Origin of the sequence: Agromyces sp. G08B096, from assembly GCF_040267705.1 — a bacterium.
Taxonomy (GTDB): domain Bacteria; phylum Actinomycetota; class Actinomycetes; order Actinomycetales; family Microbacteriaceae; genus Agromyces.
The window spans coordinates 1,328,684-1,344,184 of sequence record NZ_CP158374.1 but is presented as its reverse complement, the minus strand read 5'-3'; the positions used below and the strand labels follow the sequence as shown (position 1 = coordinate 1,344,184).

19 protein-coding genes and 1 tRNA gene are annotated in these 15,501 nt (G+C 72.2%); 8 read left to right on the top strand and 12 right to left on the bottom strand.

Annotated elements, in window-relative coordinates:
- Positions 1-12: 12 nt before the first annotated feature.
- Positions 13-1,122, bottom strand: a complete 1,110-nt coding sequence (prfB, locus tag ABIQ69_RS06560; protein WP_350349568.1) for a peptide chain release factor 2 — start codon at positions 1,120-1,122, stop codon at positions 13-15.
- Positions 1,123-1,184: 62 nt separating this feature from the next.
- Between prfB and ABIQ69_RS06555 the strand changes: the two genes are divergently transcribed.
- The gene (locus tag ABIQ69_RS06555; protein ID WP_350349567.1) at positions 1,185-2,483 is read left to right on the top strand and encodes an MFS transporter; all 1,299 of its coding nucleotides are present in this window, start codon (positions 1,185-1,187) and stop codon (positions 2,481-2,483) included.
- A 24-nt stretch (positions 2,484-2,507) separates the two neighbouring features.
- Here ABIQ69_RS06555 and ABIQ69_RS06550 read toward each other — a convergent pair whose 3' ends face one another.
- From ABIQ69_RS06550 to ABIQ69_RS06510, 9 genes are all read right to left on the bottom strand, one after another.
- Complete coding sequence (locus ABIQ69_RS06550; protein WP_350349566.1) at positions 2,508-3,104, bottom strand: hypothetical protein; 597 nt, start codon at positions 3,102-3,104, stop codon at positions 2,508-2,510.
- 149 nt (positions 3,105-3,253) lie between these two features.
- Positions 3,254-3,643: a PPOX class F420-dependent oxidoreductase gene (locus ABIQ69_RS06545; RefSeq protein ID WP_350349565.1), complete on the bottom strand. Its 390-nt coding sequence runs from the start codon at positions 3,641-3,643 to the stop codon at positions 3,254-3,256.
- 67 nt (positions 3,644-3,710) lie between these two features.
- The gene (locus ABIQ69_RS06540) at positions 3,711-4,190 is read right to left on the bottom strand and encodes a pilus assembly protein TadG-related protein (RefSeq protein ID WP_350349564.1); all 480 of its coding nucleotides are present in this window, start codon (positions 4,188-4,190) and stop codon (positions 3,711-3,713) included.
- Positions 4,187-4,654, bottom strand: a complete 468-nt coding sequence (locus ABIQ69_RS06535) for a hypothetical protein (protein WP_350349563.1) — start codon at positions 4,652-4,654, stop codon at positions 4,187-4,189. The genes ABIQ69_RS06540 and ABIQ69_RS06535 overlap by 4 nt, the downstream gene beginning before the upstream one ends.
- Positions 4,629-5,021, bottom strand: a complete 393-nt coding sequence (locus ABIQ69_RS06530; protein ID WP_350349562.1) for a TadE/TadG family type IV pilus assembly protein — start codon at positions 5,019-5,021, stop codon at positions 4,629-4,631. The genes ABIQ69_RS06535 and ABIQ69_RS06530 overlap by 26 nt, the downstream gene beginning before the upstream one ends.
- Positions 5,018-5,203: a hypothetical protein gene (locus tag ABIQ69_RS06525; RefSeq protein WP_350349561.1), complete on the bottom strand. Its 186-nt coding sequence runs from the start codon at positions 5,201-5,203 to the stop codon at positions 5,018-5,020. The genes ABIQ69_RS06530 and ABIQ69_RS06525 overlap by 4 nt, the downstream gene beginning before the upstream one ends.
- 49 nt (positions 5,204-5,252) lie before the next feature.
- Positions 5,253-6,200, bottom strand: coding sequence for a type II secretion system F family protein (locus ABIQ69_RS06520; RefSeq protein ID WP_350349560.1), 948 nt, complete (start codon positions 6,198-6,200; stop codon positions 5,253-5,255).
- A complete protein-coding gene (locus ABIQ69_RS06515; RefSeq protein ID WP_350349559.1) occupies positions 6,188-7,048 on the bottom strand; it encodes a type II secretion system F family protein in 861 nt (286 codons plus the stop codon). The genes ABIQ69_RS06520 and ABIQ69_RS06515 overlap by 13 nt, the downstream gene beginning before the upstream one ends.
- Positions 7,045-8,265 (bottom strand): ATPase, T2SS/T4P/T4SS family, encoded by a 1,221-nt coding sequence (locus tag ABIQ69_RS06510; RefSeq protein WP_350349558.1) that lies wholly within the window; start codon positions 8,263-8,265, stop codon positions 7,045-7,047. Before ABIQ69_RS06510 ends, ABIQ69_RS06515 begins: the two co-directional genes overlap by 4 nt.
- A 123-nt stretch (positions 8,266-8,388) precedes the next feature.
- Here ABIQ69_RS06510 and ABIQ69_RS06505 point away from each other — a divergent pair, with 123 nt between their 5' ends.
- From ABIQ69_RS06505 to ABIQ69_RS06480, 6 genes are all read left to right on the top strand, one after another.
- A complete protein-coding gene (locus tag ABIQ69_RS06505) occupies positions 8,389-8,775 on the top strand; it encodes a PadR family transcriptional regulator (RefSeq protein WP_350349557.1) in 387 nt (128 codons plus the stop codon).
- Entirely contained in the window at positions 8,772-9,713 is a 942-nt protein-coding gene (locus ABIQ69_RS06500) for a permease prefix domain 1-containing protein (RefSeq protein ID WP_350349556.1), read from the top strand. Before ABIQ69_RS06505 ends, ABIQ69_RS06500 begins: the two co-directional genes overlap by 4 nt.
- 38 nt (positions 9,714-9,751) lie before the next feature.
- Positions 9,752-9,833, top strand: a tRNA-Leu gene (locus tag ABIQ69_RS06495).
- 114 nt (positions 9,834-9,947) lie between these two features.
- The gene (locus tag ABIQ69_RS06490; protein ID WP_350349555.1) at positions 9,948-10,253 is read left to right on the top strand and encodes an NIPSNAP family protein; all 306 of its coding nucleotides are present in this window, start codon (positions 9,948-9,950) and stop codon (positions 10,251-10,253) included.
- A complete protein-coding gene (locus ABIQ69_RS06485; protein WP_350349554.1) occupies positions 10,250-10,735 on the top strand; it encodes a GNAT family N-acetyltransferase in 486 nt (161 codons plus the stop codon). The genes ABIQ69_RS06490 and ABIQ69_RS06485 overlap by 4 nt, the downstream gene beginning before the upstream one ends.
- Before the next feature lie 331 nt (positions 10,736-11,066).
- Complete coding sequence (locus tag ABIQ69_RS06480) at positions 11,067-12,866, top strand: sigma-70 family RNA polymerase sigma factor (RefSeq protein WP_350349553.1); 1,800 nt, start codon at positions 11,067-11,069, stop codon at positions 12,864-12,866.
- 146 nt (positions 12,867-13,012) lie between these two features.
- Here the strand turns inward: ABIQ69_RS06480 and ABIQ69_RS06475 are convergent, their stop codons facing one another.
- Together ABIQ69_RS06475 and ABIQ69_RS06470 are read right to left on the bottom strand one after the other, a co-directional pair.
- Entirely contained in the window at positions 13,013-13,642 is a 630-nt protein-coding gene (locus tag ABIQ69_RS06475; RefSeq protein WP_350349552.1) for a flavin reductase family protein, read from the bottom strand.
- A 190-nt stretch (positions 13,643-13,832) separates the two neighbouring features.
- Positions 13,833-14,693 carry an LLM class flavin-dependent oxidoreductase gene (locus tag ABIQ69_RS06470; protein ID WP_350349551.1) on the bottom strand — a complete coding sequence of 287 codons (861 nt, stop codon included), beginning with the start codon at positions 14,691-14,693 and terminating at the stop codon, positions 13,833-13,835.
- A gap of 105 nt (positions 14,694-14,798) precedes the next feature.
- On the opposite strand from ABIQ69_RS06470, the gene ABIQ69_RS06465 reads away from it, so the two are divergent.
- Entirely contained in the window at positions 14,799-15,452 is a 654-nt protein-coding gene (locus ABIQ69_RS06465; protein ID WP_350349550.1) for a biliverdin-producing heme oxygenase, read from the top strand.
- Positions 15,453-15,501 lie beyond the last annotated feature (49 nt).

Genomic DNA, 15,501 nt, shown 5'->3' with positions numbered 1-15,501 from the left:
CCCGCCGCGGGGCTAGTCGTCGTCCTTGCGCTTACGCCACCGGATGCCGGCGGCGATGAGCCCGTCGAGGTCGCCGTCGAACACGGTCGCGGGGTTGCCCACCTCGTAGCCGGTGCGGAGGTCTTTGACGAGTTGCTGGCCGTAGAGGAAGTACGAGCGCATCTGGTCGCCCCAGCTCGCGGTGATGGTGCCGGCGAGCTCCTTCTTCTGGGCGGCCTCCTCTTCGCGCTTCTGCAGGAGGAGCCGGGTCTGCAGCACGCGCATGGCGGCGGCGCGGTTCTGGATCTGGCTCTTCTCGTTCTGCATCGAGACGACGATGCCGGTCGGAAGGTGGGTGATGCGCACGGCGGAGTCGGTGGTGTTCACCGACTGGCCGCCGGGGCCCGACGAGCGGAAGACGTCGACGCGGATGTCGGTCTCGGGGATCTCGACCTCCTGCGCCTCCTCCATGATCGGGATGACCTCGACGGCCGCGAAGCTGGTCTGCCGCTTGTCGGCGCCGCCGAAGGGGCTGATGCGGGCGAGGCGGTGCGTGCCGGCCTCGACCGAGAGGGTGCCGTAGAGGTACGGCGCGTCGATCTCGAACGTGGCCGACTTGATGCCGGCGCCTTCGGCGTAGGAGGTGTCGAGCACCTTCACCGGGTAGTCGTGGCGTTCGGCCCAGCGCAGGTACATGCGCATGAGCATCTCGGCGAAGTCGGTGGCGTCGTCGCCGCCGGCGCCCGAGCGGATGGTGACGACCGCGCCGCGCTCGTCGTATTCGCCGTCGAGCAGGGTCTGCACCTCGAGGTCGCCGATGGTCTTGGTGAGCGCGGCGAGCTCGGCGCGGGCCTCGTCGGATGCCTCGTCGTCATCGGCCTCGTTCGCGAGCTCGACGAGCACCTCGAGGTCGTCGAGCCGCTGCTCGACCTCGGTGATGCGCTTGAGCTCGGCCTGGCGGTGGCTGAGCTCGCTCGTGACCTTCTGCGCGCGCGCGGCGTCGTCCCAGAGGTCGGGGGCGCCGGCGGCCTCGGAGAGGCGGGCCACCTCGGCTTCGAGGGCGTCGACGTCGACGACGGCGCGGATGTCGCGGAACGTGGAGCGCAGGGCCTGGAGCGCCTGCGTGAAGTCTTGATCCAACATGTCCCGTCCAGCCTAGTCGTGCGGGATCGGGGGCCCGCGCGGGCGGGTGTAGCGTCGAAGCGATGAGTTCCGCCGCGCCCTCCCCCTTCTCCTGGCGCTCGATCATCCTCCCGGTGTACCTGCCGACGCTCGTGTTCTCGATCGGCGAGGGCGCGATGATCCCCGTGATCCCGCTGGTCGCGACGGACCGCGGTGCGTCGCTGGCGCTCGCGGGGCTCGTGGCGGCGCTGGTCATGGTCGGCGAGCTGCTCGGCGACCTGCCCGCAGGGTGGGTCGTGGCGCGCATCGGCGAGCGGCCCGCGATGATCGGTGCGGCGATGCTCGCGGTCATCGGCGTGCTGCTCGCCCTCGGCGTGCAGGAGGTCTGGGCGCTCGGTGTCGGCGTCGTGCTCCTGGGGCTCGCGGCGGCGGTGTTCGGCCTCGCACGGCACGCGTTCCTCACGAGCTACGCCCCGGTGCGGGTGCGCGCCAGGGCGCTGTCGACGCTCGGCGGCGTGTTCCGTGCGGGGTGGGCCGTCGGCCCGTTCGTCGCGGCCGCGATCATCGCGTGGACGGGGTCGAACGAGGCCGTCTTCTGGGTGCTGGTGGCCGCCTCGTTCGCGGTCGTGGGCGTGCTCGTGCTGCTGCCCGACCCCGAGCGGGTGTTCGGTGCGGCGCGGGTCGCGCGCGAGGCATCCGTGTCTGCTGCTCCGGTGACGGATGCCTCGGGCCGGCCGCTCACCGCAGGCGAGGCGGAGGCGGCGCAGGAGTCGTCGGCGAGCGTGTTCCGGGCGATCCGCGATCACCGCGGCGTGCTCGCCCGCATCGGCACCGGGGTGGGGCTGCTCGCCGCGCTCCGCGCGAGCCGCACGGTGGTGCTGCCGCTGTGGTCGGTGTCGATCGGCATGCCGCCGGAGCAGGCGGCGATCGTGATCGGCATCTCGGGCACGCTCGACTTCGCGATGTTCTACGTGAGCGGCCAGATCATGGACCGCTTCGGCCGGTTGTGGAGCGCGATCCCGGGCCTCGTCGGCATGGCGGTGGGGCATATCGCGCTGGCGTTCACGCACGACCTGCCCGAGGCGGCGGCGTGGTTCACGGTGCTCGCGGTGTGGCTGGGCCTTGCGAACGGGGTGACGAGCGGCATCATCATGACCCTCGGCGCCGATCTCGCGCCGAAGCAGAACCCGGCGCCGTTCCTCGGCGCGTTCCGCACGATCGCCGATGTCGGCAGCGCGGGGGCACCGCTCGCGATCTCGGCCATCACGTCGATCGTGTCGATCATGGCGGCGAACGTCGTGATCGGCGTGCTCGGCCTCGTCGGCGCCGCGATGCTGTGGCGGTGGGTGCCGCGGTACGTGCCGCATCAGCGGCGGCGCTGAGGGTCGGGCTCGCCGACGCGGCTGCTACCGCGTTGCGTCTTCCTCGATGACGGTGCGCTCGACGATCTCGAGCCGGTCGAGCGCCTCGTGCACGCCGGGCTTCGTCTTGCCGCACACGGTGCGCGGGTAGTGCACCGGGATGAGCGTGCCGTCGGATGCCTCGAGCCAGAGCGGCGGCACGAGCTCGAGGTCGGCGGGGCAGAACACGTCACCCGATGCCTCGTCGTCGGGTCCGGCGAGTGCGGTGAGGAGCGGGTCGAGGTCGCCCTCGAAGCGCTCGACGAAGATATTGTGCTCCTCGACGGGGTCGCCGGGTTCCGGGAAGTCGGTCGTGCAGCGGAGCGCCGCGACTGCCTCGAACCCGTCGGGCACCCGGCCGGGCGTCGGGATCTCGGGCTCGCCGGGGCGGGGCGTCGCGAGCTGGCCGTCGGGCCAGTAGCCCTCGGTGCGGCAGTCGACCGCCGGCGCCGGCTCCGCATCGGGTCCGTCGGGCGCCGCATGCGGGATCACGATGCCGAGCTGCGCGCACCCGGCGAGCGCGAGCGCGGCGAGTGCCGTCAGTGCCGCGAGGGGCGCCGGGCGCCGCCTCGCCTGGTGTGCCGTGCCGTGCTGCGCGCTCATGCGACCGCTCCCTCGCTCGTCGACCTGTCGGTCGTTCCCGTCTACTTCTGCAAACGACCAGGGGCGGTGGAACGTTGGGGCGGGGCATCCCGTCTGTGTGCTCAGCGGCTCGCCGCCCGAGGCCTTCCCCCGGGCGGCGAGCGCCTACGTCAGTGGGTGTGGACCTTGTCGATGCTCATGACGAGGATGACGCGGTCGGCCTTGTCGGCGGGCGCCTCCTGCTCGGCGTTGCCGTATCGGCGGCCGAGGCGCACGTAGAACTCGCCCTCGGGGTCGGGGATGGTCTCGGTGAGGCGGCCGACGACCTCGGTGTAGTGGAAGGGGTCGTCGGGGTCGAGCACGGCGAGGGTCATGTTGGGGTTCTGCTGCAGGTTGCGGTACTTGCCGCGCTTGGTGGTGTGGGTGAAGCGCAGCGTGCCGTCGATGAGCTCGAACCACATGGCGTTGACCTGGGCGGTGCCGTTGGGGCGGATCGTAGCGAGCATGCCGTAGTTCGGCGGATCGAGGAGGCGGCGCTGGTCGGCGTTCAGTTCGGTCATCCATCCAGTCAAGCGGATGTCTCGTGCCGGGCCGGCTTCCGCGACGTGGCGCGTCGGCGGGGTGCGGTCAGTGGAACACCGACCGGGCGGTCGCCGTCACCTCGATCGGCACCTCCACCGGCAGCAGGTCGTTGGCGATCGGGACCCGCCAGACGGTGCGGAGCGTGACGGTGGCCGTGCGCCCGTCGGTGGAGCCGGCGTGCACGAGCTCGACGTCGTCGAGCTCCGTCGCGGCATCGGCGAGGTAGGCGGCCGCTGCATCATGCACCGCCTCGTCGTCGAGGTCGAATGCGAACGCATCGCCGTCGACGCGGACCGTCTCGAGCGACCACACTTCGGATGCCGCCAGCGCGGCGCCGTCGGCGACGGTGAACAGCCGCTTCCGCTCGAGGTAGAGCGATGTCGAGGCGACGACGACCACGATCAGCACGATCGCGAGCACGCCGAAGAAGATGACGAGGGGCAGCGTCGAGCCCTCCTCGTCGGCGACGCGGTCGGAGCGGGAGGTCGGTCGGTGCCGCATCCGCATCGCTGCCTTGCGCGTCATCGGAGCCCCTCCGCGAATCTCGACACGGTCTGGGTGGCCGAGGCCGAGACCTGCACACTGCCGAACCGGTCGAGGCCGAAGACGTCGGGCACGAGCGGCAGCACCACGGCCGCGTCGACGTCCACTCGGACGCGCGCGCCGGGCTGCGTACAGGCTGAGGCCGGATCGCAGGTGACCTCGACGGAGGCCCGGCCGGCGTCGACGCCGTAGTCCTCGAGCGCGATCCGGACGGCCCGGTCGACGGCCGTGCGCGCGGCCGAGTCATCCGCGGCGAGCACCGCCACCCGGGCCGCGTGGCGCGCGGCACCCTCGACGGCGAGCGCGCCGGCCTGCACGGAGGCGATCGCGAGCACGAGGTACACGAGCGGGACGAGCAGGATGAGCCCCACGGTCAGGAACTCCAGCGACGCCGACCCTCGCTCGTCGCCGAAGCGTCGCTCACTCGACGGCTTCGAGCGCCGCATGTCCGGTCACCTCCATCGCGCCTTCCGGGCCGAACAGGCCGATCACGGGCATGGTGGCGCGGACGGTCACGGCGACCACGGGAACGTCGCCGATCGCCGTGCGCCGCGCGGTGACGTCGCCCGCGTACGTCTCCGCGACGGCCGCGGCGATGAGCTCACGCGTGCGCTGCACTCCGTCGCCGTCGCTCGCGCCGGCGAGCGCGGCGTACCGCGCGCCTTCGGCTGCGGCATCGAGCAGCGTGTTCCTGACGTGCAAGGCGAGGGCGAGCTGGAGCACCGCGAGCAGGAGCGCGGCGAGCAGCACGAGGACGAGGGAGAACTCGGCGACCGCCGAGCCCTGCTCGTCGGCGAGCCGCAGCCGGCTCACATGCCGATGACGCGCTCCATCGCGCTCTCGAACACGTTCGTCAGTGCATCGCCCGCGAGTCCCCAGATCAGGATGACGAGTCCGGCCGTCATGAGGGTGATCAGCACCCAGCCGGGCACGTCGCCTCGCTCGTCGCGCAGGCGGACGGAGGCGGCGAGGAGTCGCTGCTGGAGTCGTCGCATGGGAGATCCCTTCGGTGATCTGAGGTGGAGCGGATGGGACGGTCACGGGTCAGAAGCCCGTCTGCAGGACGAGGTAGCCGGGGAACAGTGCGAACGCGACGGTCACCGGCAGGATCAGGAAGATGAGCGGCACGAGCATCGCGATCTCCTTGCGACCGGCGAGCTCGATGATGGTGCGCTTGGACTCCTCGCGGGCGTCGCCTGCCTGGGCAGCGAGCACGCCGGCGAGCGGCGCGCCTCGCTCGAGTGCGCCGAGGATCTGGTCGAGCGCACGCGAAAGCGCCGGGTGTGCGAGGGCGTCGCGCAGCTCGCGCAGCGCGGACGCCACCGGCACGCCGGTGCCGACGGCTGCGATGACGCGCGCGAACTCGGCGGGCAGCTCCCCCGAGCCGGCACGCGCCACCCGACGGATCGCGTCGAAGATGCCCTCTCCGGCCGTGAGGCTCAGCGTGAGGAACTCGAGCACGGTCGGGAGCTCTGCCGAGATGCGGGCGAGACGACGGCGGGCGGCACGCTGCAGCAGCCAGTCGGCGGCGACCGCCCCGAGCGCGGCGGCGACGACCGGAGCGACCATCCGGATCACTGTCGGCAGCGCCTGAAGCGACGGCGAGATGAGCACCAGCGCGGTCGCCACGGCGAACGCGGCCGCGCTCCACGCGAGCTGCTCCGCGCGGAACCGTTCGACGCGTTTCGTCGATCCAGCCTGCCGGAGGCGTCGGGCGATGGTCTCGTTGCCGCCCAGGAGCTGTGACAGTCCGTCGCGGAGTCGCCGGCCCGCGGGGAGCACGAGGAGCCCGAGCACCGGTGTGGGGTCGACGACCCGCCGCTCCAGACTCGCCCGAGCCCCGTCGGAGAAATCGGCGACGTATGGTGCCACGCGTTCCATGAGCCGCGGGCGGCCGACGCGCGGCATGGCCGAGACCAGCAGCCAGAGGCCGAGTCCGAGGACGGCGCCAGCGACGATCGCGAGGCCTGAGACGCCGGTCACTGGAACCACCGCCGCTCCTCGGGAATTCGACCGAGCGCGATCATCGACCGGTACGCGACGAAGGTGAGCACGAGTCCGGTGAGGAGCAGCGCCGACCCCATCGGCGAGTCGTAGGCCCGGAGGGTCTCGGGCTTCGCGGCGAGGACGAGCAGGAGCAGCCACGGCGCCGCGACGCCCAGCCGCGCCGCGTTGCGGATCCAGGACTGCCGTGACCGCACCTCGGCTCGGAGGGCGGCGTCTTCCCGGAGGTATCCCGAGAGACCGCGGAGCACCTGGGTGATCTCGCTCCCGCCGACCTCGCGGGCCATGCGCAGGGTCTCGAGGATGCGGTCGGCCACGGGGTCGGCGAGTCGCGCCTTCAACCGATCGACTGCTACGCCGAAGTTGCCGGTGCGCCGGTACTCGGCGTCGAACGCGGCGAACGGTGCCCTCGTGGCCACTGGACCGAGCGTGCCGAGCGCACCGACCGCGTCGGGCAGCGACATGCCCGCGCGCACGGCGGCGACGAGGTGATCGACGACCTCGGGCCACACCGCGCGGTTGGCGGCGCGACGACGGATGGCGCGGGCGTGCACGGCGGCCGGCACGCTCGCCAGCCCCAGCACGCCTGCGACGGCGGTGAGCACGGGCAGGCCGAACACGGCCTGCGCGAGCGCCGCGGCGATGACCCCGAGCAGGCCGGCAACGGCGGCGACCACTCCGATCGGCACCGAGCCGAGGCCGGCGAGCTGGAGCTCGTCGCGGACCGATGCCGCCCCCGCTCGACGGGTGCGTGGGAGACCGCGGTCGGGCCAGAGGAGCGGCGAGGCGACGAGGAGGAGGCCGATGCCGAGCAGCGCACCGAGGACGATGCTCATGCGCTCAGCACGATCTCGGGGTCGAACCCCGCGCCGCGGAGCTTCTGGAGCCGCGGGGGCCGCGCCGACGTCGCGACGAGCTCGCCGCCCGTGCGCTCGAAGACGGCCTCGGCGTCGACGGCGCCTCCGACGACCCGCCCGGTCGTGACCGAGATCTCCTCGACCCGGCGGACACCGCCGCGATCGATCGAGAGATGCACGACGAGATCGATGCAGCTCGCCACCGTGGGAACGACGAAGGCGGAGTCGATGTTCCGACCGGCGAGCAATGGCAGCGTGCAGAGCTTCACGAGCGCGTCGCGCGCACTGTTTGCATGGATCGTGCACATGCCGGGCACGCCGGAGTTCAGGGCGATCAGCAGGTCGAGACTCTCGGCCTCGCGCACCTCGCCGACCAGCAGGCGGTCGGGCCGCATGCGCAGCGACTCCTTGATGAGCCGGCGCAGTGTGATCTCGCCCGTGCCCTCGAGGCTCGGCTGCCGGCACTGCATGGCGACGAGGTCGCGGACGTCGAGGTCGAGCTCGAAGGTCTCCTCGACGGTGACCACCCGCTCCCCCGGCCGACTGTTGGACATGAGCGCGTTCAGCATCGTCGTCTTGCCGGTGTGCGTGGCCCCGGAGACGAGGATGTTGGCCCCGGCGAGCACGGCCATCCGGAGGAACTCCGCCGCCTCGCGGCTGAGCGACCCGAGTTCGACGAGACGCGGCAGGGTTCGGATTCGGCGCTGGAACTTGCGGACGTTGACCGACCATTGGCGGGTCACGTCGGGGATGACGACGTGGAGTCGCGATCCGTCGGGCAGCGAGGCATCCACGAACGGGGACGAGAGATCGACGCGACGGCCGGAATGCTGCAGCATCCGCTCGACGAGTGCGCGGAGCTCCCGCTCGCCGAGCACGACGTTCGTGAGCTCTGCGACGCCGTTGCGGGCGACGAACACCCGCGTCGGGCCGTTGACCCAGATCTCCTCCACGCCGGGGTCGTCGAAGAACGGCTGGAGCGGTCCGTACCCGGTGAGCTCGGCGACGACGTCGCGCTCGGTGCCGAGCTCGTCGTGCAGGCCGTCGTGCACGCCGCCGAGCGCGAGCTCGTTGTAGCGTCGGACTTCTTCGCGCGCGTACCGCACGGCGAGCGAATCATCACCGCCGAGATCGACGCCCTCGCGGAGCACCCTGGTGCGCACGCGCTCGGCGATGGTGCGCACGGGGTCGGACATGCCCTCCATCTTCCTGAGCACCCGTCGCGCCGCCCGGGAGTTATCCACAACGCCCCTGCACGGCGGGGACCACGGAGCGCGGCATCCGCGCGGACCATTACTTGATCTGGTACAGTACCTCTCATGATCCAGAACAAGGATGCCGCGGCGGACGACGCGTTCGCCGCCGACCTCCTCCGCGGCCACACCGACACCATCGTGCTCGGCGTGCTCCGCCGCCACGACAGCTACGGCTTCGAGATCTACAAGCTCATCCGCGACGCCACGGGCGGCACGTACGAGATCAAGGAGGCGACGCTCTACGCGAGCTACCGCCGGCTCGTGCGCGACGGCCTCGCCGAGGCGTACTGGGGCGACGAGTCGCAGGGCGGCCGCCGCAAGTACTACCGCATCACCGACGCGGGCCGCGCCGCGTTCACGCAGAACGTCGCCGCCTGGGTCGCCACCCGCGGCATCATCGACTCCCTCCTGGGCACCACGCCCGGCAGCACGAAAGGCTCCGACCGATGACCACCGACCAGCCCGCCCGCCGCGGCGGAGACATCCACCGCCTCCTCGACGAGGCGTTCGCCGGCGTCGAGGTCACGCCCGATCTGCAAGACCTGAAGGAGGAGCTGCGCGACAGCCTGCTCTCCCGCCAGGCCGAGCTCGAAGCGGCCGGCGTCGCCCCCGGCGACGCCGCGAGGCGCGCGTTCGCCGAGCTCGGCGACCTCGACGAGATCATCGGCGGCACGGATGCCTCGAGCCCGGCGCCTGCGGCATCCCGTACACCGGGGTCATCCGGTCAGCGCGCGCAGCTCGCGATGGCGGTCCAGCGCGTGCGACCGAAGCCCGGGTTCGTGGTGCGCACCGTGCTGCTCGCCATCCTTGGAGCGGCCGCGCTCGTGCTGCTCGTCCTCGGGCTGACCCCCGTGCTGCCGCTCCCGGTCGGCGCGCTCGTGGGGCTCGCCCTCGGTTTCGGCATCGCGCTCGGGCTCGTCACCGGCGACGCGCTCCGCCAGGAGACGACGACCAACCATCCGATGCCCGCCGCACGAGCCTGGGGCTACGGCGCCGCCACCGGGGTGCTGCTCCTCGCGCTCGCGCTCATCCCCGTCGTCCTCCTGTATCTCGAGCTCGGCTGGATCGCCGTGCCGGCCGTGGCCGCCGTCGCCGCAATCGGCGTGCTGAGCTTCCTCGGCGCGACGCAGACGAACCGGCACAAGGCGTGGGTGCTCCGGTACCACCACGAGAGCACGCCGCCCAACCGGTTCGAAGAAGACCCCGCGTCCGCGGCACGCTTCGGCATCTACACCGCCGCGATCTGGACCGTCGCGATCGTCGCGACCCCCATCGTCGGCTTCACCGCCGGCTGGGTCTGGTCGCCCCTGCCGATCATCGCGGCCTTCGTCGTGATGCTCGTCGTGCTCGCCCGCATGCTCTTCGGCGACCGCCGCGACGCCGACTGACCGGTCTCGACCACCGCGCCTAGACTGTTCGAGCACTCGCGGGAGTGGTGAAATCGGCAGACACGCAGGATTTAGGTTCCTGTGCCTTCGGGCGTGAGGGTTCAAGTCCCTCCTTCCGCACGACGTACCGACGCATGCCCCCGCGCGACGGTCACCACGGAACTGGCGCGCATCGCCGCAACGTTGGCAGCATCCGTACCGGGCTCGAACCGACCGCCCTGGCAGGGTGGAGGCATGATCACCGTGCACCTGCGATACGAGATCGACGCCGACAAGCTCGACGACTTCGAAGAGTACGGGCGGCGGTGGATCCACCTCGTGAACCGGCTCGGCGGCACGCACCACGGCTACTTCCTGCCGAGCGAGGGCGACAGCGACGAAGCGTTCGCGCTGTTCTCCTTCCCGTCGCTCGCCGCGTACGAGCAGTACCGGATCGCGTCGAAGACCGACCCGGAATGCCAGGACGCCTTCCGCCTGGCGGCTGAGACCGGCTGCATCCGCCGATACGAGCGGCGCTTCCTCACGCCGGTCCTCGAATGACCCCGGCGCGCGAGCGCCGCGGCATCCGTGAGGTGGAACGTGCCGACCTGCCCGGGCTGATCGAGCTCATCCACGACCACGCCGCGTTCGAGCGCGCACCGCGCCCGACCACGACCCTCCCCGCGCTCGAGCGCCTCCTCTTCGAGCCGTCTCCGCGGCTATACGGCTTCGTCGCGCTCGCGGACGGGCAACTCATCGGCTACGCGACCTGCTCGCGCGAGGCATCCACCTGGGCGGCCGGCGAGTACCTGCATCTGGACTGCCTCTACCTGCGGCCGGAGGCCCGCGGCCGCGGTGTCGGTCAGCGTCTCGTAGACGCGGCCGTCGACCTGGCGGCCGCGCAGGGCCTCGGCGAGCTGCAGTGGCAGACGCCGGAGTGGAACGTCGACGCCATCCGGTTCTACGACCGACTCGACGCTGCGTCCTCCGGCAAGCGCCGATACCGGCTCGACGTGCGACAGCGAGGCGCGGGCGTCGACTGAGGGGCGGCGGCACGGGAACGGATGCCTCGTCGCCGGGCTCCGTGCGCCGGTCGACCGGCGCGGGGAGCGAGATGCCGCCGCGCGAGTTCTCGACGGAGCCGCCGACGTCTTCGTCGACGCCCCGGATCGCCCGCGCGGCGGGGTGGAACAATGGAAGCTCCGCGACGACGATACCCCCTTTGCTCGCGAACGCCGCATCGGTGACACCCGAACGGCACAGCCGTCCCCACGGATGACGCCAGCTCGCGTCATATCCGGGGGCCGACGGCGTCTGCACCAGCGGGGACCAGACCCGGATCCCCGCTCCCCGACCACCCGAGAGGACCGCCCCGTGCGTGCCGTGACGACCCTGCCCGACGCCGACCTGGTGAAACGGACGCGCTCGGGCGACGGCGACGCGTACGCCGAGCTCTGGCGCCGGCACGCGCGCGCCGGTCGCACGGTCGCGCGCTCGTACAGCAGTCTCGACCCCGACGACCTCGTCGCCGAGTCGTTCACGCGCATCTTCGACGCGATCCGCAAGGGCGGCGGCCCCACGGGCGCGTTCCGGCCCTACCTGTTCACGACGATCCGCAACACCGCCGCGACGTGGGGGCGCCGCAGCCGCGAGACGGCGCTCGACACGCTCGAGTCGTTCGAGGCCGAGGAGACGACCGAGTCGACGACCCTCGACGCGCTCGATCGCAGCCTCACGGCGCAGGCGTTCCGTTCACTGCCGACCCGCTGGCAGGAGGTGCTCTGGTACAGCGAGGTCGAGCAGATGAGCCCCGCCGAGATCGCCCCGCTCGTCGGCATGAGCGCCAACAGCACCGCCGCCCTCGCCTACCGCGCACGGGAGGGGCTGCGTCAGGCCTGGATCCGCGCCCACCTGAAGGGCGCCGACGACCCCGAGTGCCGCTGGACCATCGATCGGCTCGGCAGCTACACGCGCGGCAAGCTCGGCCCCCGCGACACCGGCCGCGTCGACCGCCATCTCGACGACTGCGCCAAGTGCACGATCGTCGCGGCCGAGGCGCGCGAGGTCGGGTCGCGTCTCGCGCTCGTGCTGCTGCCCCTGGCGGCGGGCATCACGGGCGCGAGCACGTACACCGCCTGGCTACAGCAGGGTACGCCGGGCGCGGATCTCGCGGCCGGCGTCGGTGCCGGCGTCGCGATGTCGGCATCGGTCACCATCGCGGCGACCGGAGGGGCATCCGGCGGCGCGTCGGGCGGTGCGTCGGGCGGAGCCTCCGCCGGGTCGTCGAGCAGTTCGGTCACCACCGGACTCGTGGTCGGCGGCGTGGGCGTCTTGGCGGTCGGCGTGCTCGCCACGGCGCTCGTGCTGCCGGCGGTCGCGCCCGCCGCGGAGGCGCCCACCTCGGCGCCGATCGCCGAGGCCGCCGAGGATGCTCCAGGCTCGGGCTCGTCCACTACGGGCTCGTCTCCCGATACCGCCGAAGAGCCCGACGTCGCGAAGCCGCCCGCCGCGGTCGCGCCGCCGCCTGTGGTCGCGCCCACGCCGCTCGAGGACGACACTGAAGCCGAACCGGCCGAGCCCGAACCGGCCGAGCCGCAGGCGCCGGCCCCAGGTGGAACACCGACCGTTCCCACGACTCCGGCCCAGCCGGGCGACACGTCGGCGGCTCCCCCGTCGATCGCGAGCGTCGACACCCTCGACGGGCTCGTGATGCCCATCGTCTCCGGAGGAGCCGAGCCCGGGGCATCCGTCACCGTGATGGCCGGTGGCGTCACCTCATCGGCGACGGCCGACGCGTCAGGCGCGTGGCAACTCACGCTCACTGATCTCCCCGCGGGGCCGTCCACGCTCGAAACGTGGCAGGTGGATGTCGCCGGCAACGTGTCGACCCGTGCCGTGGCGTCGATAGAACTGCTCGCACCGCAGGTAACGGTCCAAGGCCTCGTCGTCGACCCCATCTTCGGCCTCCTCGCGCGCGTAACCACGTGCGGCAGGGAGGCTGCCGACGTGGAGATCCGCTTCCCCTCGTGGAGTCTGGAAACGACGATCGGCCCGGGCGAGTGCATCACCGACTTCGTCCCGTTCATCGGTTCGTGGGACTTGTCCGGCATCAAGGCCCGGTACACCGCCGGCGACCGCGTCGGCGCCACGGTCCCGGTCACCGTCACCGGCTGATCGGAAAATACTCCTCCCGACTCGCGTCATGATGCCGCTCCGGCCGAGTCGACTCACGCGAGTGGGTCGACTCCGAGCCCGGGCTTGCCGGATGAGGGAACACCGGATGCAACGGGAGGGGGCGGTGTCGACCCACTCACCCCGCCTCAGTCGAGGACGGGCGGGTGCGGCGCCGTCGGACTCGAGGCGAGCCATCCGACCTCGACGCCGCGTTCGAAGAAGTGGCGGAACGCGTACACGAGCGGGTTCCAGGCCGTGGGGTCGATGTGCTGCCCCGTGGGGTCGAGCACGGCGCGGTCGGCGTGCACGCGCAGCACCTCGGCCTCGACCATGAGGTAGCTGCCGTCGAGTCCGGGGGTCGCGCGTCGGACGCGGGCCTCGAACGCCAGCGCGCATTCGGCCACCCGGGGCGGGCCGACGAGATCGGACGCGCGCGGCGTGAGCCCGGCCGCGCGGAACTTGTCGGGTTCGAAGCGGTAGCGGGCCGCCTTCGCGGCCGGCACCGGGTCGCGCCCGGTCAGGTCGGACAGGCGCGCGACCGCCCGCCAGAGCGGCGCGGACGGGAAGCTCACCGTGAGGTCGGGCCGCACGAGCAGGTTCGCGGCCGTCTGTCCGTCGACCTCGATGCCGAGCACGAGCATGCGGCCAAGCGCCCAGTACGACGAGGCGGCCGCGAGGTTCGCCGTCCCGTCGGGATTCTCGGTCGCGATGAGGTAGGTCGGTGTGCCCACGTAGAGCACGCTCGGCTCGATGACGACCTGGTCTGCGGATGCCACGGCCTGAGACTATTGGCGCATGACCGAGGATGCCCCGAATGTGACGCCGGGCCATCCCGATTCCGAACCGGACTCGGGCGGCGATCCGGCGTGCTGGCTGTCGCGGGTGTGCGAGTGCGGCGCGTTCGTGGAGGGGGTCGGCGCGACGCCGTGCTGGCGGTGCGGCGCCGTCGCGGGGTGACGGGCTCGCTCAGAGCCTCGGCGGCCCCGCCTCGATGCGCTCGCGCGTGACGGCTTCGATGCGCTCGGGCGGGATGGACCAGTCGGACTCGAGCCACCAGGTCACGCCCGCCTCAGCCCACGGCCGCACGGTCGCCGCGGCGGCCTCGGCATCCGTGGCGCTCGTGGTGCCCTCCTGCGTGATGGCGAAGGGACGATCGCCGAGCCCTGCAGCTTCGCGTTCCCGGCGGATCCAGGCGATGGCCTCAGCGGCGACCTCGGGCGTGTAGCCGGGGGCCTCGGCGGTGATCTCCGTGCCGGGAGGCGCGTAGTTCGGGATCCAGCCGTCGGCCCGGGCGACGCGCCGCATCGACTTCGGCCGCGGCCAGACGCCGACGACCCAGGTCGGGATGCGCGGCTGCTGGATCGTCGGCAGCGGGAGCATCTCGTCGGTGCGCTGCGCACGGTAGTGGGCGCCGTCGTACTCGAACGGCTCGGCCCGCCAGAGGTGCTCGAGCAGGTCGAGGGACTCGTCGAGCAGCTCGGCGCGCTCGCGCCGCCCGGGATCGGACTCGAAGATCCAGAACCGCTGCTCCACCGACTCGGGCACCCCGAGTCCGGCGGAGAGGATGACGCGCCCCTTCGAGAGCCGGTCGACGGTCATCGTCTGACCGGCGAGCTCCCACGGCCGGCGGCGGGGCACCGGCGTGAGCATCGTGCCGAGCCGGATGCGTTCGGTGACCATCGCCGCCGCGGCGAGCGTCGCCCACGGGTCGGTCGCCCAGATGCCCTCCCAGACGAAGAACCCGTCCCAGCCGTGCCGTTCGGCGAGCGCCGCGAACTCCACCGCGAGGTCGGGGTCGGTGCCGGTGTAGATGAGGCCGTACTCCATGCGGGGAGCGTACGGGCGGCCGCCGACATCCGATCGTGGTTCCGCCGCATCGAGGCATCCCGTAGTGTGTGAGGCAAGCCTAACCTCACCTCGAAGGGCACCCGAATGACCATCGCTCCCCCCGCCGAGACGAACGCTCCCGCCGAACCGCTGGACGTCGCCGCGCTCGTGCGTGCGGCGACCGCCGACGACCACCGCAACGCCGAGTCCCGCGGCTTCATCACCCGGCTCATGGGCGGCGAGCTGTCGCTCGGCGACTACACGCGGTACCTCGCGCAGTTCGGCTGGGTGTACGAAGCGCTCGAGGAGCGCGGCGCACGGCCCGGTGACGCCGCCGTCTTCGACCCTGCGCTCGCCCGCCTCGCGGCCATCGAGTCCGACCTCGCGGCCCTCGGCGCCGCCGACTGGCGCGAGACGCATCCGCCGCTCGTCGCCACCGCCGCGTACGCGGCGCACCTGCGGGCGATCTCCGACGACGACGTCCGGTATCTCGCCCACCACTACACCCGGTACCTCGGCGACCTCTCGGGCGGGCAGGCCATCGCGAGACTCGTGGCCCGCCACTACGGCGCCACCGCCGACCAGCTGCGCTTCTACGACTTCGACCTCGGCGATGAGGGCGTCGTGCGCTACAAGCGGCGCTACCGCGAGGCGATGAACGCCCTCGCACTGCGGCCCGACCAGGTCGACGTGCTGATCGAGGAAGCGCGGGCCTCGTTCCGACTGAACGGCGCCATCTTCGAGGCGCTCGCCGCGTGACGGCCGGGATGCCCCGCGCGGGTCATCCGCTCGGATGATTCAGGGCGAC